This window comes from Bradyrhizobium sp. SSBR45G, from assembly GCF_030159255.1.
Classification (GTDB): domain Bacteria; phylum Pseudomonadota; class Alphaproteobacteria; order Rhizobiales; family Xanthobacteraceae; genus Bradyrhizobium.
The window spans coordinates 78,942-104,680 of sequence record NZ_BSCT01000031.1 but is presented as its reverse complement, the minus strand read 5'-3'; the positions used below and the strand labels follow the sequence as shown (position 1 = coordinate 104,680).

Annotated in this window: 22 protein-coding genes, 1 tRNA gene and 2 pseudogenes; 12 read left to right on the top strand and 13 right to left on the bottom strand. The window is 64.4% G+C overall.

Annotated elements, in window-relative coordinates:
- Positions 1 to 324: 324 nt before the first annotated feature.
- A complete protein-coding gene (chpT, locus tag QQL87_RS28285; protein WP_284422245.1) occupies positions 325 to 987 on the bottom strand; it encodes a histidine phosphotransferase ChpT in 663 nt (220 codons plus the stop codon).
- 245 nt (positions 988 to 1,232) lie between these two features.
- Here chpT and cysQ point away from each other — a divergent pair, with 245 nt between their 5' ends.
- Positions 1,233 to 2,066: a 3'(2'),5'-bisphosphate nucleotidase CysQ gene (gene cysQ, locus QQL87_RS28280; protein ID WP_284422244.1), complete on the top strand. Its 834-nt coding sequence runs from the start codon at positions 1,233 to 1,235 to the stop codon at positions 2,064 to 2,066.
- A 14-nt stretch (positions 2,067 to 2,080) separates the two neighbouring features.
- On the opposite strand, the gene QQL87_RS28275 is transcribed toward cysQ, so the two are convergent.
- Positions 2,081 to 2,593 (bottom strand): YHS domain-containing (seleno)protein, encoded by a 513-nt coding sequence (locus tag QQL87_RS28275; protein WP_284422243.1) that lies wholly within the window; start codon positions 2,591 to 2,593, stop codon positions 2,081 to 2,083.
- Between the two features lie 121 nt (positions 2,594 to 2,714).
- Between QQL87_RS28275 and QQL87_RS28270 the strand changes: the two genes are divergently transcribed.
- The 3 genes from QQL87_RS28270 (at position 2,715) to QQL87_RS28260 (ending at position 5,084) form a co-directional block, all read left to right on the top strand.
- Positions 2,715 to 3,359, top strand: coding sequence for a DUF1134 domain-containing protein (locus tag QQL87_RS28270; protein ID WP_284422242.1), 645 nt, complete (start codon positions 2,715 to 2,717; stop codon positions 3,357 to 3,359).
- 132 nt (positions 3,360 to 3,491) lie between these two features.
- Positions 3,492 to 4,772: a coiled-coil domain-containing protein gene (locus QQL87_RS28265; RefSeq protein WP_284422241.1), complete on the top strand. Its 1,281-nt coding sequence runs from the start codon at positions 3,492 to 3,494 to the stop codon at positions 4,770 to 4,772.
- Positions 4,773 to 5,009: 237 nt separating this feature from the next.
- A tRNA-Val gene (locus tag QQL87_RS28260) sits at positions 5,010 to 5,084 on the top strand.
- A gap of 343 nt (positions 5,085 to 5,427) precedes the next feature.
- Here the strand turns inward: QQL87_RS28260 and QQL87_RS28255 are convergent.
- From QQL87_RS28255 to uvrA, 3 genes and pseudogenes are all read right to left on the bottom strand, one after another.
- A pseudogene (locus tag QQL87_RS28255) lies at positions 5,428 to 6,780 on the bottom strand (efflux RND transporter permease subunit); the annotation flags it as partial.
- A gap of 25 nt (positions 6,781 to 6,805) precedes the next feature.
- Positions 6,806 to 7,219: an SH3-like domain-containing protein gene (locus QQL87_RS28250; protein WP_284422240.1), complete on the bottom strand. Its 414-nt coding sequence runs from the start codon at positions 7,217 to 7,219 to the stop codon at positions 6,806 to 6,808.
- Positions 7,220 to 7,754: 535 nt separating this feature from the next.
- A complete protein-coding gene (uvrA, locus tag QQL87_RS28245) occupies positions 7,755 to 10,289 on the bottom strand; it encodes an excinuclease ABC subunit UvrA (protein WP_284422239.1) in 2,535 nt (844 codons plus the stop codon).
- A 140-nt stretch (positions 10,290 to 10,429) separates the two neighbouring features.
- Between uvrA and QQL87_RS28240 the strand changes: the two genes are divergently transcribed.
- Positions 10,430 to 11,452 carry an aldo/keto reductase gene (locus QQL87_RS28240; RefSeq protein WP_284422238.1) on the top strand — a complete coding sequence of 341 codons (1,023 nt, stop codon included), beginning with the start codon at positions 10,430 to 10,432 and terminating at the stop codon, positions 11,450 to 11,452.
- Positions 11,453 to 11,461: 9 nt separating this feature from the next.
- On the opposite strand, the gene QQL87_RS37285 is transcribed toward QQL87_RS28240, so the two are convergent.
- Both QQL87_RS37285 and tal read right to left on the bottom strand, forming a co-directional pair.
- Positions 11,462 to 11,752 (bottom strand): hypothetical protein, encoded by a 291-nt coding sequence (locus tag QQL87_RS37285; RefSeq protein WP_349817299.1) that lies wholly within the window; start codon positions 11,750 to 11,752, stop codon positions 11,462 to 11,464.
- Positions 11,753 to 11,775: 23 nt separating this feature from the next.
- A pseudogene (gene tal, locus QQL87_RS28235) lies at positions 11,776 to 12,795 on the bottom strand (transaldolase); the annotation flags it as partial.
- On the opposite strand from tal, the gene QQL87_RS28230 reads away from it, so the two are divergent.
- The 4 genes from QQL87_RS28230 to QQL87_RS28215 all read left to right on the top strand — a co-directional run bounded on the left by QQL87_RS28230 (position 12,764) and on the right by QQL87_RS28215 (position 15,286).
- Positions 12,764 to 12,979, top strand: a complete 216-nt coding sequence (locus QQL87_RS28230; RefSeq protein WP_284422236.1) for a cupin domain-containing protein — start codon at positions 12,764 to 12,766, stop codon at positions 12,977 to 12,979. The pseudogene tal and the gene QQL87_RS28230 overlap by 32 nt on opposite strands.
- Before the next feature lie 128 nt (positions 12,980 to 13,107).
- Positions 13,108 to 14,019 (top strand): AraC family transcriptional regulator, encoded by a 912-nt coding sequence (locus tag QQL87_RS28225; protein WP_284422235.1) that lies wholly within the window; start codon positions 13,108 to 13,110, stop codon positions 14,017 to 14,019.
- Positions 14,020 to 14,197: 178 nt separating this feature from the next.
- Positions 14,198 to 14,803 (top strand): VOC family protein, encoded by a 606-nt coding sequence (locus QQL87_RS28220; RefSeq protein ID WP_284422234.1) that lies wholly within the window; start codon positions 14,198 to 14,200, stop codon positions 14,801 to 14,803.
- A 69-nt stretch (positions 14,804 to 14,872) separates the two neighbouring features.
- Positions 14,873 to 15,286, top strand: a complete 414-nt coding sequence (locus QQL87_RS28215) for a GFA family protein (RefSeq protein ID WP_284422233.1) — start codon at positions 14,873 to 14,875, stop codon at positions 15,284 to 15,286.
- Between the two features lie 15 nt (positions 15,287 to 15,301).
- On the opposite strand, the gene QQL87_RS28210 is transcribed toward QQL87_RS28215, so the two are convergent.
- The 6 genes from QQL87_RS28210 to QQL87_RS28185 form a co-directional block, all read right to left on the bottom strand.
- Positions 15,302 to 16,972: an FAD-dependent oxidoreductase gene (locus tag QQL87_RS28210; protein WP_284422232.1), complete on the bottom strand. Its 1,671-nt coding sequence runs from the start codon at positions 16,970 to 16,972 to the stop codon at positions 15,302 to 15,304.
- 43 nt (positions 16,973 to 17,015) lie between these two features.
- Positions 17,016 to 18,245, bottom strand: a complete 1,230-nt coding sequence (locus QQL87_RS28205; RefSeq protein WP_284422231.1) for an MFS transporter — start codon at positions 18,243 to 18,245, stop codon at positions 17,016 to 17,018.
- Positions 18,246 to 18,378: 133 nt separating this feature from the next.
- Complete coding sequence (locus QQL87_RS28200; protein WP_284422230.1) at positions 18,379 to 19,011, bottom strand: hypothetical protein; 633 nt, start codon at positions 19,009 to 19,011, stop codon at positions 18,379 to 18,381.
- A gap of 8 nt (positions 19,012 to 19,019) precedes the next feature.
- Positions 19,020 to 21,275 (bottom strand): xanthine dehydrogenase family protein molybdopterin-binding subunit, encoded by a 2,256-nt coding sequence (locus QQL87_RS28195; protein WP_284422229.1) that lies wholly within the window; start codon positions 21,273 to 21,275, stop codon positions 19,020 to 19,022.
- A gap of 1 nt (position 21,276) precedes the next feature.
- The gene (locus tag QQL87_RS28190) at positions 21,277 to 21,741 is read right to left on the bottom strand and encodes a (2Fe-2S)-binding protein (RefSeq protein WP_284422228.1); all 465 of its coding nucleotides are present in this window, start codon (positions 21,739 to 21,741) and stop codon (positions 21,277 to 21,279) included.
- A gap of 169 nt (positions 21,742 to 21,910) precedes the next feature.
- Positions 21,911 to 22,846 carry a helix-turn-helix domain-containing protein gene (locus tag QQL87_RS28185; protein WP_284422227.1) on the bottom strand — a complete coding sequence of 312 codons (936 nt, stop codon included), beginning with the start codon at positions 22,844 to 22,846 and terminating at the stop codon, positions 21,911 to 21,913.
- A gap of 361 nt (positions 22,847 to 23,207) precedes the next feature.
- Between QQL87_RS28185 and QQL87_RS28180 the strand changes: the two genes are divergently transcribed.
- The 3 genes from QQL87_RS28180 (at position 23,208) to QQL87_RS28170 (ending at position 25,690) form a co-directional block, all read left to right on the top strand.
- Positions 23,208 to 24,221: an aldo/keto reductase gene (locus QQL87_RS28180; protein WP_284422226.1), complete on the top strand. Its 1,014-nt coding sequence runs from the start codon at positions 23,208 to 23,210 to the stop codon at positions 24,219 to 24,221.
- A 94-nt stretch (positions 24,222 to 24,315) separates the two neighbouring features.
- Positions 24,316 to 25,167, top strand: a complete 852-nt coding sequence (locus tag QQL87_RS28175; RefSeq protein ID WP_284422225.1) for a VOC family protein — start codon at positions 24,316 to 24,318, stop codon at positions 25,165 to 25,167.
- 34 nt (positions 25,168 to 25,201) lie between these two features.
- Positions 25,202 to 25,690 (top strand): putative quinol monooxygenase, encoded by a 489-nt coding sequence (locus tag QQL87_RS28170; protein ID WP_284422253.1) that lies wholly within the window; start codon positions 25,202 to 25,204, stop codon positions 25,688 to 25,690.
- The last annotated feature ends 49 nt before the right edge of the window (positions 25,691 to 25,739 follow it).

Genomic DNA, 25,739 nt, shown 5'->3' with positions numbered 1-25,739 from the left:
GATTATCGACGGTATCCAGGCTCTCGCTGGTCTCCGTCAGGAACTCACGCAACAGGTCATCCATGAAACTGGCCTTCGCACGCAACGGAACGCGACATGACGCGCCCTTCAAACCGTGGCCAGTTTCGGTGCAAAGCGTTTAATATTAGTTGAGTAAGCGCAAATGAACGGACTCAACAAAGAGATAAGATGCATCCGGACAATTTCGGACGCATCGGCAAGGCTTGATTAACCATGGTGAATGGTTTCTTGCGCCTCGCGACGACAAGAGGTCGCGGCACGGCCGCGTGACGATCGCCGCAACGGCAACCGTCGCGCGTGCGATCAGGCGGCCTGCACGACCATCGCAGCGCCGTCGGCGGCGAGCGTCACCTTGAGGCCGCAGGCCTCGGCGAGCAGCCGGGTGTAGTAAGGCTGCACCGCATGCGCGTCGATGGTCGACTGCAACGCGCCGCCCAGCAGGTTCACGATGTTCTGCGGCAGCCGTGCATTGAGCCCGGTCGCAGCGACCCGGAAGCTCATGGCCTCGCCCTCGCCGACCGGGTCGACGGTCAGCACGCCGCCGCGCGGAATCGTCTGCTGCGCCACCACCATCATGTTGAGCAGCAGCTTGACCCTGTTCTTGGGCAGCAGCAGCCGCGGCAGATTCCAGGTGATCGAGGTCTTGGCGTCCTCGATCTGGCCGCGCGCCATGGTCTGCGCGTCGCCGAGATCGATCTGCGCGCCGGCCGAGCCGGCGGCGCCGAACGCCAGGCGGCAGAACTGCAGCCGGGCCGAGGCGGTCTTGGCACTTTTGCGGATCAGTTCCAGCGCGAAGTCGCGATCCTCGGGCTTCGGATTGTCGTCCAGGACCTCGAGGCCATTGACGATGGCGCCGACCGGACTAATCAGGTCGTGACAGACCTTCGAGCAGAGCAGAGCGGCAAGTTCGAGTGTATCGGGAGCGGGAATCGGATTGGCGATCTCGGAAGAGGACGTGCCGGACATTCGATGTTCCTGGAAATCCGCGAACTTGGACGAATCATGCTTGCCTTGATGCTTGATACACTGCGAAAGCATGGTCCGCCACCGAGCTTAGGGCAGGACACGGGAAAGTACGTAGCGGTTTTCCCGGCACATCCTGCTCAATGAACGAGCGAATGGCCGCCCCCGGATGGGCCGGGGTGGCCACCCCAGAACGAGGATTGGACGATGCAAGCTGCGTACGGAACGGCCGAAGGGAGCGCCTGGTGATGACGACCGGCCCGACTGCAGGAACCGTCGGTATCGCGGCCGCCGCCGCGCTGATGACGCCGCTGACCGAGCTCGTCGTCCAGGCCTCCCACGCGATCCTGGCGGTGAACCGCCGCGCGATGGCCGTCACCGACAAGTCCGACGGCTCGCCGGTCACCGAGGCCGATCTTGCCGCCGACCGGGTGATCGCCGAGGGGCTGGCGCAGCTCGCGCCTGAAATCCCGGCCTTGTCCGAGGAGCGGGTCGGGACCAGCACGGCGCCGTTCAAGGGCAGCTTCTTCCTGATCGACCCGCTCGACGGCACCAAGGAGTTCGTGGCCGGCCGCGGCGAGTTCACGGTCAATGTCGCGCTGGTCACGGATGGCAGCCCCCTGCTCGGCATCGTCTGCGCGCCCGCGCTGGGGCTGATCTGGCGCGGCCTGGTCGGCCGTGGCGCCGAGCGGCTGTCATTCACCGAGACGGGTCTGGGCGTGGCGGAGCCGATCCGCACCCGCCCGATGCCGAAGCCGGGCGCGGCCTGGATCGCCGCCGTGAGCCGGTCGCATGGCGATGCCCGCACCGAGGCCTTCATCGCGGCGCGCCCTGGCGGGGAACGCCTCCAACTCGGCTCGGCGGTGAAGTTCGGCCGGCTGGCCGAGGGCCTGGCCGACATCTATCCGCGGCTCGGCCCGACCTCGGAATGGGATGTGGCGGCGGGCCATGCCGTGGTGGTGGCCGCCGGCGGCACGGTCACCAGCGAGGCTGGCGCGCCCTTGCGCTATGGCGAGCGGACCGATGGCTTCCTGGTGCCGTCCTTCATCGCCTGGGGCGACCCTGCGGCCGTCAAGGTTTGAGCCGGCCTACCGCCCTACTGCGGCAGCTGCTCCTCCAGCGCCGGCCAGCGCGCCTCCGCCCGGGACAGATAGCGGGCGGGATCGGCCCGGAACGCATCGCGGCTCTCCTCGCGGCTGAACAGGAACAGCCGCTCCTCGACCACCGCGAACAGGCGCGGATTGCCGGCCACAGTGACGCCGCGCGCCACGTCCGTGGGGTCATAGCCGCCGAACTGCGGGCCATAGACCTCCGGATGGGCCATGAAGGAGGCGCGGTTGCCTTCGTTGCGGAACCGCCAGACCACCCCGCCCTGGGCCGCCTCGAAATCCGGCTCACCCATCAGGGCCTGGCCATCGACGAAATAGGACACCGGGTCGAAGCCGTCGATCGCCAGCCCGCTATAGCGGTTGGCGATGATGCGCTGGGTCGTGGCGGCGGGCGCCCCGGAGGGCGGCGACAGCAGCGTTGCGAGGGTGATGGCGGCAATTGCGCGGCGAAACAGCGGCCTTGAGCCGCTCTGGTTCCGTTGTTGCCGTTGTGCGGTCATAGTTGGTGCCGATAACATGGGAGTCGCAGGGGCCACCGCCCCTCGCCCGACACTCGCCCGATGTGGTTGGCGTCAGGTTAAAGGTGACGGTCGGGCTGCCGATAGCAGGGGATTTCCATCGATGAGTTTCGCATCACGCCTTGCCGCGACGACGCTTGCGGCCGTGTTGGCCCTGACCGCGTCGGTCTCCGCGCAGCAGGCCCCCCCGCCCGCGCCGCCCCCGCAGGCGGCGCCGCCCTACCAGCAGCAGCCTGCGCCGCCGCCACAGCGCGCGCCAAGCCCGGACAGCTTCGGTCCGGACGAGCTGGTCAATGCCGGCCACCGCTTCTTCGGCAACGTCTCGCGCGGCCTCGCCTCGGTGATCGAGCGCGCCGTCAGCCAATGGGGCCTGCCGAATGGCTATATCCTGGGCGAGGAAGGCGCCGGCGCCTTCGTCGCCGGCCTGCGCTATGGCGAGGGCACGCTCTACACCAAGAACGCGGGCGACCTCCGCGTCTACTGGCAGGGCCCCTCGCTCGGCTTCGACTGGGGCGGCGACGGCGCCCGCACCATGACGCTGGTCTACAACCTGCCGGCCACCAGCGCGATCTACCAGCGCTTCGTCGGCCTCGACGGCTCGGCCTACATCGTCGGTGGCTTCGGCATGACGGCGCTGACCGCCAACAACATCGTGCTGGTGCCGATCAGGTCCGGCATCGGCCTGCGGCTCGGTGCCAATGTCGGCTATCTCAAGTTCACGCCGAGCGCGACCTGGAACCCGTTCTAGGACCGCCAGCTGATACCGCCGCGACACGTTCTCCCGTCACGGATCAAGGTTAACACGGCAATAGGCTGGCAATGAATCAGCCTGCCGTGCATTGTGATTCCGTTAATCATTTTGGACCGGGAGTTGTGCGTCATGGTCGAGCCGATCATGTATTTTGCGATCGGTTTTCTGATCGCCATGCTCTGTGCGCTGATGATCGTGCCGCTGGTGCACAATCGTGCGGTGCGGCTGACGACGCGGCGTCTTGAAGCGGCCACGCCGCTGTCGATGGCCGAGATCCAGGCCGACAAGGATCAGCTGCGCGCGGAGTTCGCGATGTCGGCGCGGCGGCTGGAGATGAGCGTCGATGCGCTCAAGAACAAGGCCACCGGCCAGCTCGCCGACCTCGGCAAGAAGACCGACGCGATCAACCGCATGAAGATCGAGCTCGGCGAGAAGAACGCCGCGATCTTCGCGCTCGAGGCGCGCGAGAAGGCGCTGAAGGACCAGCTGCGCGCCACGGAAGAAGAATTCGCCGCCAAGACCGAGGCGCTGCGCGCCGCCGAGCAGGCGCTGAAGGAGAAGCAGGCCGAGCAGGTCCGCCTGACCACCGAGCTCAACGACAAGGCGTTGCTGGCGGACAGCCGGCAGGTCGAGCTGGTGTCGGTCAAGACCCAGGTCGAGGAGCTGCGCAGCCGCGTCACGGAGGCCGAGAAGGAATTTTCGGCCACCCAGACCCGCCTGGCGCTGGAGCGCGACGAATCGGACACCGCGACCAAGGCGCTCAACGACGCCCGCGTGCGGGTGGAAAATCTCAGCCAGCGCGTCACCGAGCTCGACCGCCAGCTGATCGTCCAGGTCAAGGAAGCCGAGATGCTGGCGACCCGCGTCGCCGACCTCGAAGGCCGGCTGGCGACGCAGGGCAAGCTGCTCGCCGAGCGCGATTTCGAGAACAACCAGCTGCGCGAGGCCAATGCGGCCGCCGACCGCGCCCTGAAGGAGCTGCGCGACGAGCTCGCAGGCTTCGGCAGCGGCAAGTCGGCGGCATTCGAGCGGTTGAAGTCCGAGAAGGCCACGCTCGAAGAGCAGCTGCAGGCCGCCCGCGACGAGCGCACCAAGCTGCAGCGCGAGATGAACGCGATCCAGCAGCAGGCCGAGAGCACCTGGGCCCAGGAGCGGATGGAGAACGCGCTGCTGCGCGAGCGCATCAACGACATCGCCGCCGAGGTCGCCAAGCTCGCGATGCAGATCGAGGGCCCGAACTCGACCATCGAGGCCATGCTGGCCGCCGAGCCTGCGGCCAAGCCGGCCAACGCCAATGGCGTTCCCACCGCCCCGGCAGCCGCCGGCGGCGCGCCCCAGGGCGGCACCCTGGCCGACCGCATCCGCGCGCTGCAGTCGCACGCCTCGCGGGCAAGGCAGATCGGGGCTTGAGGGCGCCGGATCGCGTCCGGGTGCGGCCAATCTGTCCTCGATTCTTGATGGGGCCGGCCCGCAACAGGGCCGGTTTCGGCCCGACCGAGGACGGGCCGGCGCACCCCCGCAGTTTTCCTCACCAACCCCGCCGCAAATCCTTGACACCCCCTGCCCGCGCTTCGTAAATCGCGGGCTCCGACGGACTGCTTCGGCAGCTGCTTCTTCAGGGCCTTCGGCCCGCAGCCACCGGGATCCGGGCGCATAGCTCAGCGGGAGAGCGTTCCCTTCACACGGGAGAGGTCCAAGGTTCGATCCCTTGTGCGCCCACCATTAAGCAAGATATTCCAACAAGTTAGCAGGCCGTTTCCCTAACGGTGTGCCCCCATTTTTCCGGGGCACAATCTGGGCACACGGGAAATTTGAGCAATCGGCACCATCTAATTACCCTCGGCTCCGCAGAGCACACCTGCTGTGGGACAATCAGGCGGAACCGCTCGGCAAGAGGCGGGAACCGGGTTCGCACCCCGGGGAAGCGCCTGACGCCGCCATCCACCAGCGACGATCAGGCCAAGCTGGACAATCTGTTTCACCTGCTCGCTTTCGTCCCTCAGGGCTCCCGTCGCCGCGAGCGGTCAAGCCGTGCCAATCGTGAATCCGCCGCGCGGTCAGTTCGTCACCGGCCCGCTGCGCGCAACGCGGCGGCTGCACTGGGACTTTGGGGACGGTCGATCGCTCGACGCGGGAATTGATCCGAATCCGGCATTCTCATCACCAGGTTACGGTCCCTGCGGTAGATATTGGCTCCTTGATCACGGCTCGCGATGACAACCGAACCAGGAAAGAGCCGTCGGATCAGCATGTAGAAAATAGGCGTGAAAATGAGACCGAACAGCGTCACACCGATCATGCCGAAGAAGACGGCCACGCCGACCGCTTGACGCATTTCAGCGCCCGAGCCGCTCGAAATTACGAGCGGTAGCACGCCAAGGATGAAGGCGAACGACGTCATCAGAATAGGCCGCAGCCGCAAACGGCAGGCCTCGATCACCGCCTGCAGTCGGTCGCCGCCCTCACGCTCGATATCGCGGGCAAATTCGACGATCAGAATGGCGTTCTTGGCGGCGAGGCCCACCAGCACGACAAAGCCGATTTGGGTCAGGATGTTGATGTCCTGTCCCATGATTCTCACCCCCAAGGTCGCAGCTAGCAGACACATCGGCACGATCAGCAGCACTGCGAACGGCAGACTCCAACTACCATATTGCGCAGCCAGAACCAGGAATACGAAAAGCACGCAGATCGGGAAGATCAGAAGCCCCTGGTTGCCGCTTGTCGCCTGCTGATACGACAAATCAGTCCATTCGAAAGAAAACCCGCTCGGCAGCGTCTCAGTGGCGAGCTTGCGCATGATGTTGAGCGCGGTCGCAGAGCTGGTGCCACGCATCGTGTCGCCCTGCACTTCCGACGCCGGATACAAACTGTACCGCGAAACCCGCTCAGGTCCGGCCTTGTCGGCGAAATTCAATACACTGCCAAGCAGGACCATGTCGCCGGCCCTGTTGCGGGTCTGCAGCCGGGCGAGATCGGTCGTGTCCTTGCGGAACGGCAAGTCGGCTTGGGCAGTGACGCGATAGGTGCGGCCGAGAATGTTGAAGTCGTTGACATAGGCCGGCCCGAAATAGGTCTCAATGGTATCGGTGACGTTCTGGATCGGCACGCCGAGCATCTGCGCCTTTTGTCGGTCGATCTCGACGAACACTTGCGGCGTGTTCGCAGTGAACGGCGAGAACACAGCCGTAAGTCCTGACACCCGCCGGGCGGCCGTTACCAGTTCGTCGGTGGCCGCCGCCAGCATTTCTGGCCCACGGCCTTGGCGATCCTGGATGCGCATTGCAAAGCCGCCCCCGGTGCCGATGCCCGGCACCGCGGGTGGCGGCACCACAATGATGAACGCGCTTTCGATCGCCAACAGCCGCTTGCGCAGCTCCGCGGTGATCGTGGCCGCAGTCAACCCCTTCTTGAGCCGCGCCGAAGCAGACCGAGTAGACGTGCTAGAATTCGACACGGTCGGACGCGAAGGCGTCAGCAAAGCGGAAGATACCCATGTATTGCTCGATCCGCCCGATGCAGCCGCGCTTGTAACGGGGCAGCCGGGTATGGGTGGCGGGCGCATCACGCCGTGTTCTGATCAGCATGCCCGGCGTGAACGTTGGTGCAGGCAACGTCGGAGGAGCGGTCACCCGCACCGCCTTGAATCCGGCCCACAGCTTGTCCGCAGGAATATAAATCGCCTCGGGAATGCTCACCTCTTTTGCATCCGGCGTCACCCCGAGTTCGGCGTAGAGCCGTTCGATCATGCCGAGCCAGCGCTCCCAATACGGCGTCGTCAGGTAGAACGAAGACCGGACGTTATCCATGTAGTAGCGCGTCTTGTCGATGTTGTAAGCGCGCTGCTTAAGAGTCATGCTGCTAGCGCTGATTTTTCGAGAGAATTTCTCCAACTACGCCAAAAGTCAATCAATATACGTCAATGGCTTGCAACGAAAAATCCAACCACGAGTCCGGCAACGGTTGTTGGGCCGTGCACGTCATGTGCACGTCTTACTGGGTGGATGAACTGGAGAGGCTCAAGTCCCTGGTCCGCTACATGGCGATACCCACTTTCGCGGTAGCCCTATTTTAATACCGGAGAGCAGCCTAACTCGGAACGCCGGATCTCTATAGTCCGCCAAAAAGTCGCCGTTCGTGCGCGATCAGTAGCCGCCGAGTGGTCGCCGAGTAGGTTAAGCATATCAGAGACCTATTGTGCTGATGAATCTGCTCTCTCCTAGGATGATCGATCGTGGGAGAACTGAAATGCGCGGCCCTGTGGAATCCAAGTAAAAGCACTTCGAGCTCACAGAGTGGTGGTGCCCGGCGACATGCCCGCAGCGCGAGGCCTGCGCGACCTCATGCGTCCAACGGAGGGCACGATGGCCATCGACGTCGCATCATAAACTCTCAGGCTCTATCGAGCGTGTCGCCGATATGTTCTGCGAGATACCGCGCCGTTCGACTTCGAGAATCGACTGCGACTTGCTCCGGCCGACCAGTTGCAACGATTTCACCCCCGTCATCACCTGCTCCCGGGCCGATGTCGATGATCCAGTCGCTGGCCGCGGCGACCGACATGTCGTGCTCGACGACGATGACGCTGTTTCCGGCTTCGACGAGTCCGGAGAGTTGCTTCATCAGCTTCGCCACGTCAGACGGATGCAGTCCTGTCGTCGGTTCGTCCAGAACATAGAGCGTGCTTCCTCGTTGAGTCCGCTGCAGTTCTGTGGCGAGCTTGACGCGCTGCGCCTCCCCGCCCGACAGTTCAGTCGCGGACTGGCCGAGCCGGATGTATCCCAGACCGACCTCGCGGAGGACAGCCAGCGATCGCCGCAAGGGTTCGTGGCCGACGAAGAACTCGAAAGCGCTGTCGACCGTCATTCCCAGCACGTCGGCAATCGACCTGTCGCGGATCTTGATCTCCAGCGTCTTCGCGTTGTAGCGGGCGCCCTTGCAGGTCGGGCACGGCGCGTAGACGCTGGGAAGGAAGAGTAGTTCGACACTGACGAAGCCCTCGCCTTGGCAGGTTTCGCAGCGTCCCTTCGCGACATTGAAGGAGAATCGTCCCGCATCATATCGCCTGGCGCGCGCCTGCTTTGTGGCTGCGAAGAGCTTGCGAATGTGGTCCAGCAGGCCTGTGTAGGTCGCGAGGTTCGACCGCGGCGTGCGGCCGATCGGCTTCTGGTCGACGACGACAAGGCGCTTGATGTGGTCGAGGCCTTCAGAAATCTGCCCGCCCAGGGTCTCGACCGGGGCGTCGAGGCCTTCATCCTCGTCGTCGACATCCGTGCGTTGGCCCAGGCTGTCGCTGACCGTGTCGACCAGGAACTGGCTTATGAGACTGGATTTTCCCGATCCCGATATTCCGGTGACGCAGGTGAACACGCCGAGCGGAATGTCCACATCGACGCTATCAAGGTTGTTCCGGGTCACGCCCCGCAGCCTCAACCAGCCGACTGCCGAACGCCTTTTTCCCGCGCTCGTCTCGGTTTCACCGAAAAGATAGGGTCGCGTTCGCGATGCCTTCACGTGAGCGAGGCCCGGCAACGGTCCGCTGTACAATATCCGGCCGCCGTGCTCTCCGGCGCCAGGTCCAACGTCGACGATCCAATCGGCCCGCCTGACAATGTCGAGTTCGTGCTCGACGACAAAGAGCGAGTTGCCGGCAGCCTTGAGACGGTCCAGCGCGCGCAGCAGCGCCTCGGTATCCGCCGGATGCAGGCCAGCCGAAGGTTCGTCCAGCACATAGACGACGCCGAACAGATTCGATCTGACCTGCGTCGCCAGGCGCAGCCTTTGCAACTCGCCCGGCGACAGTGTCGGCGTGCTACGTTCCGGTGTAAGATAGCCGAGACCCAGATCGAGCAGCACTTCAAGACGCGCCAGCAGGTCTTCGACGATCCGTAGAACCACCAGAACCTTTTCTGGATGCTCGCCGGACTCAGGCGCTCCGCCGAGCGCATGCGATTGCAGGAGGTTCGACAAACGTTTGAGCGGCAGGCGCGAGATGTCCGCAATGTCCATCCCGGCGAAAGTGACCGACAGCGCCTCCGGCTTCAGACGCTTGCCCCTGCAGACCGGACAGTCCGAACTCGACAGAAATCGCGACACCCGTCGCTTCATCATCGCGCTCTGCGTCGTGGCGAAGGTCTGCAGCACGTATTTGCGGGCGCCTGTGAAAGTGCCTTGGTAGCTCGGCTCCTCCTTGCGCTTGAGAGCCCGCTTCGTTTCGGCAGGTGTGTATCCGGCGTAGACCGGAACCGTTGGCTGCTCGTCGGTAAACAGGATCCAGTCACGATCCCGCTTCGGAAGCTCGCGCCATGGCCGGTCCACGTCGTAGCCGAGGCTCACCAGGATGTCCCGGAGGTTCTGCCCCTGCCAGGCGGTCGGCCATGCGGCGACGGCTCCTTCCCGGATCGTGAGGGTATCGTCGGGCACAAGCGTCCGCTCGTTGACCTCGTGGACCCGACCGATGCCATGGCAATTCGGACAGGCGCCCTCGGGCGTGTTGGGCGAGAACGATTCGGCGTAGAGCAACGGCTGCTTGCGCGGGTAGTCGCCCGCGCGCGAATAGAGCATGCGCAGCAGATTGGACAGTGTCGTCACGCTGCCGACGGACGACCTCGTGGTTGGAGCGCCGCGCTGCTGCTGGAGCGCGACTGCGGGTGGCAGACCCTCTACCGAATCGACCTCCGGCACTGCCATCTGGTGAAAAAGCCGCCGCGCGTACGGGGAGACCGACTCGAGGTACCGACGCTGCGCCTCTGCGTACAGCGTCCCGAAGGCCAGGGACGACTTTCCGGATCCGGATACGCCGGTAAACACCACGAGCGCGTTGCGGGGAATCTCGACCGAGACATCCTTGAGATTATGCTCCCGTGCTCCGCGAACACGGACGAAGCCGTCCCCGATGCCCTTGACCGGGCCGACCAGCTTATCCATGCGATGTCCTCAGCGGCGCCAGCAACAGTTCCATTGGAAGAAAGTCCCGGATGAATGACCTGTTCCGCTCTGCCCGCTGCGGCTTTCGGAACGGGTCGCATTCCCACCCGTTTGCACCGATTGCTCATACGGGAACCAGAATGACCAATCGCGCAAAGCAGATTTTCATGCCAGGGTTCAAATTCGGGCTGGGTGGGGTGTCGCTCGGCAATGAATTCAACAAACACACCGACAAAGACGCAGAAGAGACGCTGCAGGCAGCCTGGTCCGTCGGCGTGCGCTATTTCGACGTGGCGCCGTGGTATGGCTTTGGCCTCTCGGAGCGCCGCTTCGGTCACTTTCTGCATAACCAGAAGCGAGAGGACTATGTTCTCTCCTCCAAGGTTGGGAAGCTCTTCAAGGCGTCCAAGAACAACAAGCATGCCGAGATCTACCCGCTGTCGGATTCCCCGAATGACATCCTGTTCGATTACACGGCCGACGGGGTGCGCCGCTCGATCGAGGACAGCCTCCAGCGACTTGGCGTCGACAGCCTGGACGTGGCCTTTGTGCACGACATCTCCCCAGACTTTGCGTTCTTTCCCAATGGCCGGGAGGAGCAGTACGACATCGCCCGCAAAGGCGCTTTTCCGGCGCTTTCGAAGATGCGGGACGAAGGCATCATTCGGGCTTGGGGAATTGGGGTCAATACGCCCTTGCCGATCCACAAGGTGATGGAGGACGCCGACCCTGATGTCTGTCTGTGCGCGCGACAATATTCGCTGATCGATCATGCCGACGCAGTCAACGACTTGTTTCCGGCCGTGCGCAGCAGGAACGTGTCGCTGGTAATCGGTTCCGCGCTTAATGCCGGGTTCATTTCTGGAAGTCCGCGCTACAACTATGGCAAGGACAATTTCAGGATTCCGCCAACAGTTATCGAGAAGCGCGATCAGCTGCGCGCGGTCGCCGCCCATCATGGAGTTGATTTGCGAACCGCCGCGCTGCAGTTCTCCGCAGCGCCCGACGTTGCGGTCGCTCTCGTCATCGGTGCGCGAAGCGCTCAACAGATCGAGGAGAACTACAATTCGCTGCAGGCGAAAATCCCGGCGGAATTTTGGGCCGAACTGAAGCAGCGAGGTCTGATCGAACCATCCGCGACCGTTCCCGGCGCGCCAGCCTGACCCTCGTCATCAGGCCGGACTAGCCGAAGCCTGCGCAGTCGGATGCGTGTGCCCATCATGATCGATCGGCGCGACGTATCCGGATGCTGAAACCTCGGCTCCGGCTTTTTCCAGCTGGCTGGTCACCGAAGCGATCAGTTCGTCCCAGCTCTTGGCAAAAGCCGCGAGTCCTTGCTTTTCGAGCAGGTCGACGACGTCATCGACATCGATGCCCACCTGCAGCAGGTCGCGAAAGACCTGACGCGCGGCGTCGTAGGTGCCGGCGATCGCGTCGCCGCGTGGGCGGCCATGGTCGGCCACGGCGTCCAAGGTTGCAACAGCATCGTGTTGACCGTGTCGGGCGCCGCCAGATCGATGACATAGCGGGTGTCGTCATAGGCCTTGTCCTTGACACCGGTCGAGGCCCAGAGAAGGCGCTGCATCCGGCCGCCCTTCGCGGCGAGCGCCTGCCAGCGCGGCGAAGCCACGTCAGCCTGATAGACTTCATAAGCCAATTGTGCGTTCGCGATTGCCGCCTTGCCGCGCAGACCCGCACTCTTCGGCGACCCTTCATGCGTCATCGCGTCAAGCCTGCGGTCGACCTCGACGTCGATGCGACTCACGAAGAATGACGCCACGCTTTCCAGGCCCTCGAGGGATCCGCCCGCGGCCAGCCGCCGCTCCAGCCCGTCGAAGAAGGCTTCGAGCACCGCGCGGTAGCGTTCGACCGAAAAGATCAGCGTGACGTTGACCGAGATGCCGGCCGCGAGCGTCGACGCGATGGCGGGCAGGCCCAGCGTCGCGGGAATCTTGATGAAGAGATTCGGCCGGTCGACGAGCCACCACAGCCCCCGCGCTTCGGCCGCCGTGCGCGCCGGATCTTGAGCGATGCGCGGATCGACTTCGATCGACACCCGGCCATCCCGGCCCGCGGTGCGAGACGCTGTCGATCGCAGAATGTCGCAAGCCGCCCGGTCGTCCCAAGCGGTGAGCAGACGGACGGTTTCGCCGACCGCAGTCCCCCGCAGCGCCAGGTCTCGGATTTGCTCCTCATAGCCGGAACCGGATCCGATCGCCTTGGCGAAGATCGTTGGATTGGTCGTGATCCCGACCACTCCCCCCATACTCGCCAGCGCTTTCGACGTCCGGCGGGCGATCATCAGCGTGATGCTACCGATGAGGACTATTACCCCCAAGGCAGTCCAAATGACTTCACGTACGCTTTCCCAGAGCTGCGCCTGCATATCGTCGATGTAGACCCCGGTGCCGATGACCCAGCCCCAGGGCTCAAAGCCTGCCACATAGGATAGTTTCGTCGTCAACGGCGCCCGCGTGGAAGGCGGCCCCGGCACGATTGTCGTCATTCCGGCCGGTGTCGAGCATGCCTGGCGCAACACCGGCGACGGGCCGGCGCGCTACGTCGCCATCTTCACGCCGGGCGGCATAGAAGGGCTGCTGTCGGTGATGGCACAGACGCCACCTGACGCCCTCTCCGAGCTCGCAGCCCGCTTCGGTTCCGCAGTCACGGGCCCGCCGATCGCGGAGTGAGATCAAGAAGACGCCGGTCCGCACCCTGCGAGGGACTTGCGGACCGGCACCACAGCCCACATGTGATGCGACTTCGATGTTGGGCGCCACGCCGTCCGGCCAACAATCAGTCTCAGTTCTCGCATCGCATGACCACCGAGCGCTTCCGCAACAGCACCTTCGTCCAATCGCCCTTCGACGCCTTTGGCCCGCATCGGTCGGCGACGCTGACCGGCACGCTCCGCAAGGCGCGCCTAGAATTGGTGCGCGTCGGCATGGCCGAGCCCGCAGCCGACCTCCGCGTCGAGCTTCCGCCACAGGACGCGTTCTACTTGGTGTTCCAGCTGCGCGAGCAACCGGCGCATGACTACTGGGTCGACGGCTGCGCCAGGATCGCACCACCCTCACCGCGGGGCAGCCTGCACATAGCCGATCTCAACGCGCGCCATTCGGCGCGTCTGCGCGACAGTTTCGACAGCCTGAACATGCTGATCCCGCGTGATTTCCTCGCTGAGCTGGCCGAGGATGTCGGGGCCTGCAGCGGCGTGATGCTGGACTTGAAGGCGCCATGGCGAACGCCTGACGCGCGCCTGGAGGCGCTGGCGCCGGCCCTGGTCGATGCGATCGCGCACGCAGCGACCATCGGCCCGCTGTTCGCCGATCAACTGACGATCGCGATGACGCTCCACCTCGCCGAACATTATGGCGGCCTGCATCGGCCGCTGGTGCGGCCCGGCCGGCTGGCGCCTTGGCAGGAGCGCCGCGCGCGCGAAATCATCGCGGCCAATCTCGTCAAGGAGGCCTCGGTCGCCGACGTCGCAGCGCAATGCGGCCTCTCGGTCTCGCATTTCACGCGCGCGTTCAAGGCATCGGTCGGAACCACGCCGCATGGTTGGTTGCAGAGCCGGCGCCTGGACCGGGCGAAACATTTGCTGAGCCGCACCGATCTGCCGCTCGCGGCAATCGCCGCGCACTGCGGTTTCGCCGACCAGAGCCATTTCACCCGCACCTTCAAGCGGGCGACAAGCCTTGCGCCCGGCGCCTGGCGGCGCATGCGTTGAACCCATCTTCGCTCCGCAGCTTTTCGTCGATGCCGCCTGTCGCGCACGACGTAAGGGTTCTGCGGAACGGTTCAGGTGGTGATGAACTTCGTCCGGTCTCGTTTTACCTCATTTAACCGCGCGCCGCTGATGCGGCGGATATCCTCCGATAAAGATCGCATGCCAGCGAAGGACACCCATGTCGCATGATCCGGTTCCAGTGACGCATGTCGGCCTGACCGTCTCCGACATCCATACCGCGACGAAGTGGTACATCGACGCTTTCAACTGCCGCCATATCATCGGTCCGCTCCACATCAAGCACGGCGGCTCGCATATCGGCGAAGTCTTCAAGGGCATCTTCGGCAAGCGTTCGAAGAGGGCTATGTCATCATCTCGCCACCGCCAACGGCGTCGGCATCGAGCTGTTCGAGTTCGTCGTTCCTGCGTCGGAGCGTGCGGACGGCAATTTCCTGTACTAGAAGACGGGCGTGTTTCACTTCTGCCTGGTGGATCCCGATATCGAGGGGCTCGCTGCTCGGATCGAGAGCATGGGCGGCAAGCAGCGATCGAAGATCTGCACGCTGTTCGAGGGCGAACCATTCAAGGGGTCTCTTGTCAGGACCCGTGGGTCAAACTGATCAAGATCTACTCGCATTCGTCCGAACTCATGTACGCCAATCGCGACCGCTCGCAAGGACTGCTTCAGTCCTCCCCATGGGCGAAGTTTGTCCCCCGCAAGTTCGGCGGCGATCGTCCGGACGACTACAACTGCCTGATCCGGTCGTTGCTGGCGCACGTGTGAGACGGCGACGTGCCGGCCAGGCATCTGCAGCGCGCCATGGGTTTCATGCAAAACGAGAGGGGGACGACGATGGCAAAGACCTACACGGCACGATGCGCTTGCGGCGACGTGAAATTCGAATTCGACATGGCGCCGGATTTCGTAGCAGTCTGCCACTGCCTGGATTGCAAAAAGGCGTCAGGAGGCGAAGCCGCGACCTTCTTCGGCGTGGCCGAGGACGATTTCACGCTTATCAGCGGGCGGCCCCATGCATTCCACTACGTCGCCCAGTCGGGCAAGGGGCTGGATCGAAACTTCTGTCCGAACTGCGGTGCCCGCGTTTTCACCAGCAATCTCGAAAGCTTTCCCGGGCTTGTCTTCGTGGCGCTCGGAAGCCTGGATGATCCGAAGGGCATCGCTCCCAAGCTCGAGATGTTTACCAGACGCCGCCTCGCATGGGTCAAGCCGCTCGATCTGCCGCAGTACGAGGGCATGCCTAGCTGAGAGCAGACGCGGTGCTCATGCCGTTCCGGCGTGTCGCGCGAGAACGGCATGAATTTGCGAAACCACGGTGGCCCCTTCGCCGACGGCGGCGGCAACCCGTTTCGTCGATCCGGCCCGGACATCACCGACGGCAAAAATGCCGGCGCGGCTGGTCTCGAGCGGCAAACGGTCGCCTGCGCCGGCCCGCTCCCCCGTGAGAACGAAGCCCTTCTCGTCGATGGCGACGCAGCCGTTGATCCAAGCGGAATTGGGATCGGCGCCGATGAACAAGAACAGATGACGCGACTCGCGCTCCCGGATGGCGCCTGTCCGGGCATCGCGGAGCGTGACTCCCGTCACCCCCGTCGCGCGACTGCCGTGCAGGCCAGTGACCTCCGTCGCCACATGAAGCTCGATATTAGACAGCGCGGCGATCCGGTCAACCAGATAGCGCGACATCGTCTGCTCCAACGGCCGCCGGACCACCAGATCGAGACGTGCCACGCGCGGTGCGAGAAACGCCACCGCCTGGCCCGCGGAGTTGCCGCCGCCGACCAGGGTGACATGACCGCCGGCACAGAGGCGCGCCTCGATCGGTGAGGCCCAGAAGGACACGCCGGCGCCTTCCAACTCCACGATTTTCGGTATATCGAGACGACGATAGCGCGCGCCTGAGGCGATCACGATGCTGCGTGCGCGGACCGTGATGCCGTTGCTGAGCGCCAGGCTGAAGGGCACATCAGCATTTTCACCGTGACAGTGAAGCTGGTCGACGGTGAGCGGGATGGCGACCTCGGCGCCAAACTTGATGGCCTGGTTGAAGGCGCGCCCTGCGAGCGCCAGTCCAGAGATGCCGGTCGGAAAGCCGAGATAATTCTCGATCCGGGCGGATGCGCCGGCTTGGCCGCCAAACGCGCGAGAGTCGAGCACCAGCGCAGACAGGCCTTCCGATGCCGCGTAGACGGCGGCGGCCAGTCCGGCGGGTCCCGCGCCGACGATGGCGACGTCGTACACGGTGCTCGGATCGATGACCGGAAGAATGCCGAGACAGGAGGCGGCATCGGCGTCGCTGGGATTGGACAGTAGCCTGCCGTTTGGACAGATCATCAAGGGCAGATCCTCGGCAGCGATGCCGAGCCGCTGCACCAGCTCACGCCCTTCGGGCTCGGCTGCATCGATCGCCGTATATGGATAGCCGTTGCGGGCGAGAAATCCAGACAGCCGCACGATCTCCGGCGCATCGCGGCGGCCGACCAGGATCGAGCCGGCGCCTCCGATCTCGCCCTCCTCGATCAGCATGATGCGGCGAAGAATATAGGCGCGCATGATGGTCTCGCCGACCTCGGCCGAGCCGATGACGAGGGCGCGAAGATGCGGCGCATCGAACGGGATTGCCACCGCCCCGCTTTCACCGGCGACCACCGACATCAGAGTCGCGCGGCCCGAGAGATGATTGGTCTCGCCAGTGAACTGCCCGCGGCGATAGGTCGTGATCAGCGACGACGTGCCGGCCGCCCCGTGCATCCGCGCGTCTGCCGATCCTTCCAGGATCAGCCAAGCCGGAACATTGCTGGCGCCCACGTCGTAGATCATCTCGTGCGCGTCGAAGCGGCGGGCGACGGCGCTAGCGAAGCGCAGCGCCACGCTGATCTGCATTTCGGACAGGGTCGGAAACATCTGCGCGCGGCGCGCTTCGCTGATTGCCATGGCCGTCATCCCATGTGTTCTGTGCCGCCACAACGTTGATCGTTCATGCCCTTGCGAGCTGAGGCGCCTTCGCCGAGGTGAGCGCGAACGCCGCGAGTCCGAGCGCGGTCAAACCGAAGCCCGCCCATGCGGACGACAGCAGCCCATAGCCGGCGGCAATCATCTGACCGCCGGCCCATGCGCCGATCGCGTTGGCGACGTTGAGCGCTGCCAGGTTCACGGCCCCCATCAAGGTCGGCGCCTCCGGGGCCAGGCGCGTGAGCCTGACCTGGATGGTGGGGATCGCAGTCATCATCGTGGCGCCGACGCCGAATAGCGCTGGCATGAGCACGAGGACATGACCACCGCCGATGCCCAACACCGCAAGCACGGCCAAAGCGCTGCCGAATCCCGCAACGAGTCCGCGCGCGGGGTAGGCGTCGGCAAGGCGGCCGCCGATGAAGTTGCCGGCGGTCATCCCGAGTCCGAACAGCGCCAGCGCAAGCGGGATCCAACCGCGATCGAGTGCGGCCTGGTCGGTGACGATCGGACCGATGAAAGTGTAGACTGCAAAGATGCTGGCAACGCCAAGCGCCGCAACGAGCATTGTGCCCCATACGGCGGGCCTGCGCAGCGCTGCGAGCTCCTGCATCACCGGACGGCCTCGCAGCGCCTGGCTGACCGGCACCCACGCCCACAACGCGAGGAAAGCAAGGATGCCGACGCAGGCGACGACGGCATAGGTGCGCCGCCAGCCGATCGCCTGGCCGAGGAAGGTCGCAAGCGGCGAGCCGACGATGGTGGCAATCGTCAGCCCGCCCATGACCTGCGCGAACGCCTTGCCGGATTGGCCAGGGCCGACGATGTAGGATGCGACCATGGCCCCCGCGCCAAAATAGGCGCCTTGCGGCAGTCCGCTCAGGAAACGCGCGAGCGCAAGCAGATGAAGATTTGGCGCAACAGCCGACAAGACGTTGCCGAGCACGAACAACGCCATGAGGCAGAGCAGCAGCGTCCGCCGGTTCAGCCGCGCGGCCATCAGCGTCACGAGAGGCGCTCCGACCACCACACCGAACGCGTAAGCCGTGATTGCGTAGGTCGCAGCCGGAATGTCGACGCCAAGCCCGGTCGAGAGCAGTTGAAGGATTCCCATGCTCGCGAATTCGGACGTGCCGATGCAGAAGCTTCCGAACGCGAGCGCAAACAGCGTCAGGCCGCGCCTGCGCTGCTGGGCTTCATCCGTGCAATGGTCCTCGACGGCTGCGCATTGCGCTCGGTAGGCGCTCTCGAGCATCACTGTCTCCGCTCACAAGGAAGGTCTGATCGCGACGATCCCGGAATTGGTTCACACGCTCACGTCGGCGCGTCCGCACTGCGGAGGCTCTGACGCACAGCTATTCACGCCCGGAGCCCGCCGCGTGGCTATGTCACTTTGGACAAGGCTGTCCTGCCGCGCCCCAGAGGGCCACATCCTTGACGTGATCCTCGAACGTGCCCGGCGGCGTCGAGCGTCCCGCGCCCGGCGCCCAGCCGCGCGGGATGAAGCCGTTCTGCGAAGCGTCGTGGCGCAGATGTTCGAGCAGACCGACGGCGTCGCGGCCCCCGTTGCGCTTGGGATCCTTGAGTTGCGCGCAGATCTCGGCGCCTTTCTTGCCGAACCAGATGAACTCGACTGGCGCGAGTTGCCAGTCAATGCCCGCGTGCGGCGGCGCAGGCGCCGGATCATTCGGCATGGCCGAGGTCATGTGACAGGTCGAGCACGGCACCGCCTCGGCACCGATACGGCTGTCGCCACCATGGATGTTCATGCCGTGCACGCGCGGCTTGGTTTCACCCGCCGGCGTCCAGATCGGAATCGCCCTGGCATCGACGTGACAATTGGCGCAGCGCGGATGAGTGATGACCGCTTCGATCCGCCTCCAAGCCTTCAGTCCTTCGGCGCGGCTGACGCTGCCGGGCGGCAGCGCGTCTTTGTTGGTCTCGTCCTTGGCGGCAACAATGCCAGTGAGCGCCGCAATAGCTGACGTGGCGACGACCATGGCAGTCAAAGAGCGTTTCATGGCCAGCCTCACACGAATTCGATGAACTTGTTGAAGGGCATTTCGCGGATGCGCTTGCCCGTGGCCGCGAAGATCGCGTTGGCGAGGGCGGGCGCCACGGGCGGCACCGGCGGCTCACCGAGACCCCTCACCTTCGGATCGTTCTCGAGACCGCGCACGGTGATCACCGGACACTGGTACATTCGCATCGCTTCGTGATGATTGTAGTTGGTCTGCTGCACCCCGCCCTTGGCGTAGGTCAGTTCGCAGTTCATTGCGTGACCGAGCCCCCAGACGACGCCGCCCTGCACCTGGCTCTCGAAGTTGACGGGGTCGATTATCTTGCCGACATCGACGGCAACGAAAACCTTGTCGACCCGGATGCCGCGCGGCGTCGCCGTCACGTCGACGACCTCGGCGACCGGCGTTCCGAACGACTCGACGAAGGCGACGCCGCGGCCCCTGCCCTGGCCGAGCGGTCCCTTCCAGTCCGACATCTCCGCAACCGTCTCGAGCACCTTGCGATAGTGCGGCACGACACACATCTCGATGCGAGCCTTCATCGGGTCGAGCCCCGCCGCATGAATCATCTCGTCGATGAAACTCTCGGTGAAGAAGCCGCCCGTGGATGCGCCGACCGAGCGCCAAGTCGTGCACGGCGACAGGTTGCGCGCCTCGAAGGTGGTCGCGCGAAAGTGCGGGATATCGTAGTAGACGTTCCACAGCCCGGCGGCGAGTTGCGGATCGGGATCCTTGGTCGGCATGCCCATGTGCTCGAGCAGTCCGTTATAGGGCATCGTGCCCGCGAGCTTCAGGTCGGCCGAAATGATCCTGCCCTTGGCCACGCTGCCTTTGTGGCGGGCGATCGAGATCTGGCGCGGGATATCCTGACGGAAATCCTCCTCGCGCGAGAACACCAGCTTGATCGGCGTGCCGCGCATCTGGCTGGCGATCTCCGCCAGCACGCGGACGTTCTCGAACTCCAAACGATGCCCGAAGCTGCCGCCCGTCCACTGGTTGTGAAACGTCACCTGCTCCGGCTTCAGGCCGGCATTGGCAGCCGCGATCGCCTGCACCGCCTGCGGGCTCTGATGCCCGACCCAGATCTCCATGCCCGCATCGGTTACGACGGCGACGCCGTTGAGCGGCTCCAGTGGCTGGTGACCGACATAAGGTGCGCGATACTCGGCCTCGACCCGCTTGCCTTGCTTGAGACCGGCCTCGACATCGCCGATCTTGCGCCACTCCTTGCCGAGAAACTCCGGTTTGAAAGATGCCTCCAGCGTCTTCCAATGATCGGCCTGTTCGGCAGGATAGGTCGACGGTGCCCATTCGCAGTCGATCGTCTCGACCGCCTTCATGGCATACCAGCTATTTGTCGCGACGGCAGCGACGCCGTTCTTCAAACGCAGGATCTTCTTCACGCCCGGCATTGTCCGTGCCTTGGAGGCATCGTAGGATTTCAGCGGCTGCCCCTTGTTGGGGTTCAGTTTGACGGCGGCGTACAGCATGCCGTCCATCTTCATGTCGATGCCGAACTTCAATTCGCCCAGCACTTTCGAGCGGATGTCGAGCCGCATCATCGGCTTGCCGAGAATCCTCCACGCCGAGGGATCGCGCGGCTGGGCGTCGAGCACCGGCGGAATGCGCGCCGCGTCCGCGGCGAGATCGACATAGGAGATCCGCGATCCGTTCGGCAGCACCACATGGCCGGACTGGGTGCGGAGATCGGCCAGCGGCACGCCCGTGCGCTTGGCCGCCGCAAGCTTCAACGTCTCGCGCGCGACGGCGCCGGCCACCCGCAGCTTCTCATAAGTGTCAGGGATGGTGCTCGACCCACCCGTCATCTGCAGCCCGGACTTCCTTAGACCTTCGAGCGCGGCGGCGCGAGCCTTCTCGGCGGCAGGGCTCTGGTCCGCAGCCAGGAAGGGTGCGAGCTCTTCCTTGAAGCCCGTATTGAAATAGGCGGGGTGCGGTCCGGCGAACCGGATCTCGAACTGACCGGGATCGAGGTCCATCTCCTCGGCGATCATCATCGGTTGCACCGAGCCGGTGCCCTGGCCGATATCGGCATGCTGGGCAATCAGCGTGATCTTGCCGGCACTGATCTCGACCCATGGGTTGAAGGTCACCGCATCGGGCGCAAGGCCCGCAGCCAGCGGATTGTCGCTGGCCGATTCAGCCGCCTGCACGGCCGCGCCGTAGCCGCCGAATGCAACACCGCCGGCCAGCGCCGCGGACCCGATGAGGAAGGACCGACGGGAAAGACCTTGCGCGATATCCATGTTACTTCTCCGCCATCTTCTTTGCGGCCGCCGCGTGAATCGCGGCGCGAATACGAGGATAGGTGCCGCAGCGGCAAAGATTGCCGGACATGACCTGGTCGATCTGTTCGTCGGTCGGCTTGGGGATCAGGTCCAGCAGCGAAATCGCCTGCATGATCTGCCCGGTCTGGCAGTAGCCGCATTGCGGCACCTGATGCTCGATCCATGCCTGCACCACCGGATGCTGATCGCGTCCGTCGACGCCGTCGAGCGTGACGACCGACTTGCCGGCGAGATCGCCGATCCGCGACTGACAGGAGCGGACCGCCAAGCCGTCGATGTGAACCGTGCACGCGCCGCACTGCGCAACGCCGCAGCCATATTTGGCACTGGTGATCCCAAGCTCGTCCCTGAGCACCCAAAGCAAAGGCATGTCGGGAGTAACGTCGACCTGGCGCTTGGTTCCATTGACCGTGAACTCGATCATATCGATTGATGCTCCTCTCGCAGGGTTTACGGCCGAACGCGAAGGCGCCGGCCAGCTTGCGCATGGCAATCGTCGTCGCGCCCCGGATCAGACCGATCGTGAGCTCAGCAAAGCTGATACGTGCAGTTTGCCGAAAGGCCGTGCGACGGTATTTGCGAATCCTGCGGGATCATGAGCAATCCCTGCGCTGGTTCGGATCGCGGCGGCCGGGCTTCGCCTGCAACGAGCCGCAGCACAACTCGCGATATTGTCCGGGCGTCAAGCCGGTGGCCTTGCGAAAGACACGCGTGAAATTGGCTTGCGATCCGAAGCCGAAGTCGAGCGCGATCTGGACCAGCGGTGCGTCGTTGTGCGCCAGCTCATGCCGCGCCGCCTGGACTCGGCGATCGGTGACGTAGCGATGCGGCGACAGGCCGGTCGCCTCGCGAAACAGGCGCGAGAAATGGAACGGGCTGAGACAGGCCTGGGCGGCAAGCTCGTCGAGCCGGATGTCGGTGCCGAGCGAAGCATCGATAAAGTCGATCACGCGTTGCAGCCGGCGCGGATCGAGCGACGGCGATCTCTCGGGCGGCCGCCAGCGATCGATCGTGTAGCAGCCGATGAGATGGGCCGCGAGCGCGGTCTGGATGCCCTCGACGAACAGCGCGTCGGTCGGCTGGCGCGGCCGATACAACAAGTCGCGCAGCGGCGAGCAGATCTGGAAGATCACCTGGTCCGCGAGGCCGTCGGCATAGACGATCTCGATTTTGTCCGGATCGACATCGAAATCGGCAAGCGCACTGTGATCAATGAGGGCTGGAGGAAGATAGAGATGCAGGCACTCCATCCGGTCCGACAGTTCGAGACGGCTCTCCTGCGTGCCGACCGGAACGAGATAGGTCATGCCCGGCCGGGCGAGACTGGTTTGCGTTTCGCCATTGCCGGTGCGCGAGACGATGCCTCCGCCAGACAGCAGCAGCACGAGCTCGTTACAGATTGGAACGGGCGTCTCCTGACGACCGGCCTCGAATTTGCGATGCTCGATGCCGAGGTGTTGCCAGTCCTTGGCTTCCGCGAGCTTCTCACTGTTCCGATATTTCTCATCCCCATGCGTAGGGAGCGGCATCGTGGCCTCCGCTCGGTCTGAGGTATCCCGACTAACGCTGCCGGTCGTCTGCATTGACCTGCCACTTGTTCGCGACAGCGCCGGCAAAGTCCAGCGGGCGCGCGGTTAAAAGAGGTAAATCGCAGTAAGCACAAAGGCTTCCTGACGACCCCATTCTTCTCGGACGATTGTTGAGGCTGCGCAGCAATCAGCAAGATCGGTCCGTCATCGCGCAGAATCCGAAAATATGTCCGCGCCAATCCGCCGTAGTGAAGGCTGAGCCAATCAGCCACGTCCACAATCGCGATCGGAGGTCATCGTGCGTCTCAGTCAATTCCTTTGCCGCATGCCGGCGTCGCCCCGAATCTAAGGAGACGAGAGCATGTCACTCAAGACTATCCTGCCGGGCAAACTGGGCTTCGGCGCCGCACCGCTCGGCAACATGTTCCGCGACATTCCGGAAGACGAAGCCCTGGCCACGGTGAGCGCCGCATGGGACAGCGGCATCCGCTATTTCGACACCGCGCCGTTCTACGGCGCCGGGCTCGCCGAGTTGCGCCTCGGCGCAGCGCTCGCCGGGCGGCCGCGGGCCGACTATGTGATCAGCACCAAGGTGGGTCGTCTGATCCTCGACGAGATCGAGGACGTGAATGCCCGCGACCTCGGCGAGAAGGGCGGCGTGTTCAAGCATGGACGTCCGAACAGGATCGTCAACGACTACTCGGCCGATGCGACGCTGCGCTCGATCGAAGACAGCCTGAAGCGGCTGCGCCTCGACCGTATCGATATCGTCTTCGTTCACGACGTCGCGCAGGACTTCTACGGCGACGGGTGGCTCGGCGTATTCGATACCGCGCGCAAAGGGGCGTTCAAGGCGCTCGACCGGCTGCGCGACGAGCGCGTGATCAGGGCATGGGGGCTCGGCGTCAACCGGGTCGAGCCGATCGAACTGCTGCTCGCCCTCGATGCGCCCCGCCCCAATGGCTGCCTGCTGGCGGGCCGCTACACGCTGCTCGACCATACCCAGGCGTTGCAGCGGCTGATGCCGATGGTGGCCGAGCACGAGCTCGGACTCATCGTCGGCGGCCCCTATAGTTCCGGGGCGCTCGTTGGCGGTCCGAACTTCGAATACGCGCCGGCTCCAGCTGAGATCATCGAGAAGGTGGCACGGATCAAGGCCATCGCCGATCGCCATCGCATCAGCATGAAGGCGGCCGGCCTGCAGTTCGCGCTCGCTGATCCCGCCGTTGCGGCTGTCATTCCCGGAGCAAGCCGCCCCGACCGTATCGCGGCCGATCATGCCGCGCTCGCGGAAGTCATTCCTACCGAGTTCTGGAGCGAGCTGCGCGCCGCCTGCCTCATCCATCCGGATGCTCCGCTCCCGGAGACGAACTAACCAGCTTCCGAGTTGGGGGCATTGATCTGCGGCCGGCCCCCCACTCTCGCCCACACGGCCGCAACACAGCCCGTTGACAGCCAGGAGATTGCAGATGACCAACGATTTGAACGATGCCGCCGACATTGAACGCCGGACCATGCTTCGTGCCGCCAGCGCTGCTGTGATCACCGGACTTGCAGCGAGCAGTGTTGCGGCGGTCAGCACAGCCGCCGCTCAAGGCGCCGGCGCGTCAGACGGTGCGCGGGACGATGCTCCGCTGGGCGCGCGGCTGCAGGGCGTGCAGCATTTCGGCCTGACGGTCCAGAACATGGAGCGCGCCTACGAGTTCTACACCCAGGTTCTCGGCGGCACGGAGGTCTTTCGCCACGGCGATTTCCAGGGCGACGGCGTGCAGAACACCCTGCTCGCCGATCAGGAGATCGAGGCGAACAGCCGTAGCGTCAATCCGCGGACGATCGGCGTTCCGGACCTGCGCAGCGGCGCCCAGCGGCTCGACGTCCGTTTCATCCAGTTCGACAACATGGTGCTGGAACTGTTGCAGTATCGCGAGTCCGACCAGCCGATGGGCAGCGCCGTCAGCTTCGCCGAGCCGGTGCAGCACATGAGCCCCGCCTTCCCGCGCATGATGCACATCTGCTTCTACGTGCGTGACGAGGTCGACTTCAACAAGTTCATCGCCGACCTCGAGGCAGAATCCGCCAAGCGCGGCATGACGCAGGTCAGGGCCAACCGCAGCGTGCGGGTGCGGACCGAGGCCGAGCGCAAGGCCGCGCCGCGCAGCGCCAACACCAACCGGGTGACCGAGGAGCCGTCGAACGGCTGGGAGCTGATCTATTGCAAGGGACCGGAGGGCGAGCAGCTCGAATTCGTCAAGGCGCTCGGCCCGGTCAAGCGGCGATTCAGCGAGGCGCTCGCCAAGCGCCAGCAGACCATCACGCGCTGATCCGCCAAAAGCACCAGCAGCCACCCGGTTGCTGGTGCGTTCGACGGCCGTTCGGCCTGCACCGGCTCATCGCGGACATCCCACGCGAAAAGGACATTCGATGCCAAATTACTTGCACGCTCAGCTATTCACCGCCCTCCTCGTCGCTGCATCGACGCTGACGGGCTCGGCCGCTTCCGCCCAGCAGACCTTGTCGCCAAACTATGCGGCCATTCCGAACGGCGCCTACTCCGTGGTGGCGCAGGTGCGGGCAAAGCGAGGCAAGGAGGATGCATTGAGAGCGGCCACCCTGCCCTTGATCGATCTGGTCCGCGGCGACCCGAAGAACCTCGTGTACTTTTTCCAGGAGGATCGTGCCAAGCCGGGACATTTCGTCTTCTACGAGGTCTTTGCCAGCCAGGCCGATTTCGATGCCCACAACACGATGCCCTACGTCAAGGCGTGGTTCGCCAAGCTGCCGGAGCTTGCCGATGGCGGAGTCGATGTCATGCGGATGACGGTTTTCACCGCGCCGCGGCAATGATCGAATTTTGGGCAGAAGGCGAATGAGGTCAAGTCAACAAAACGTCCGT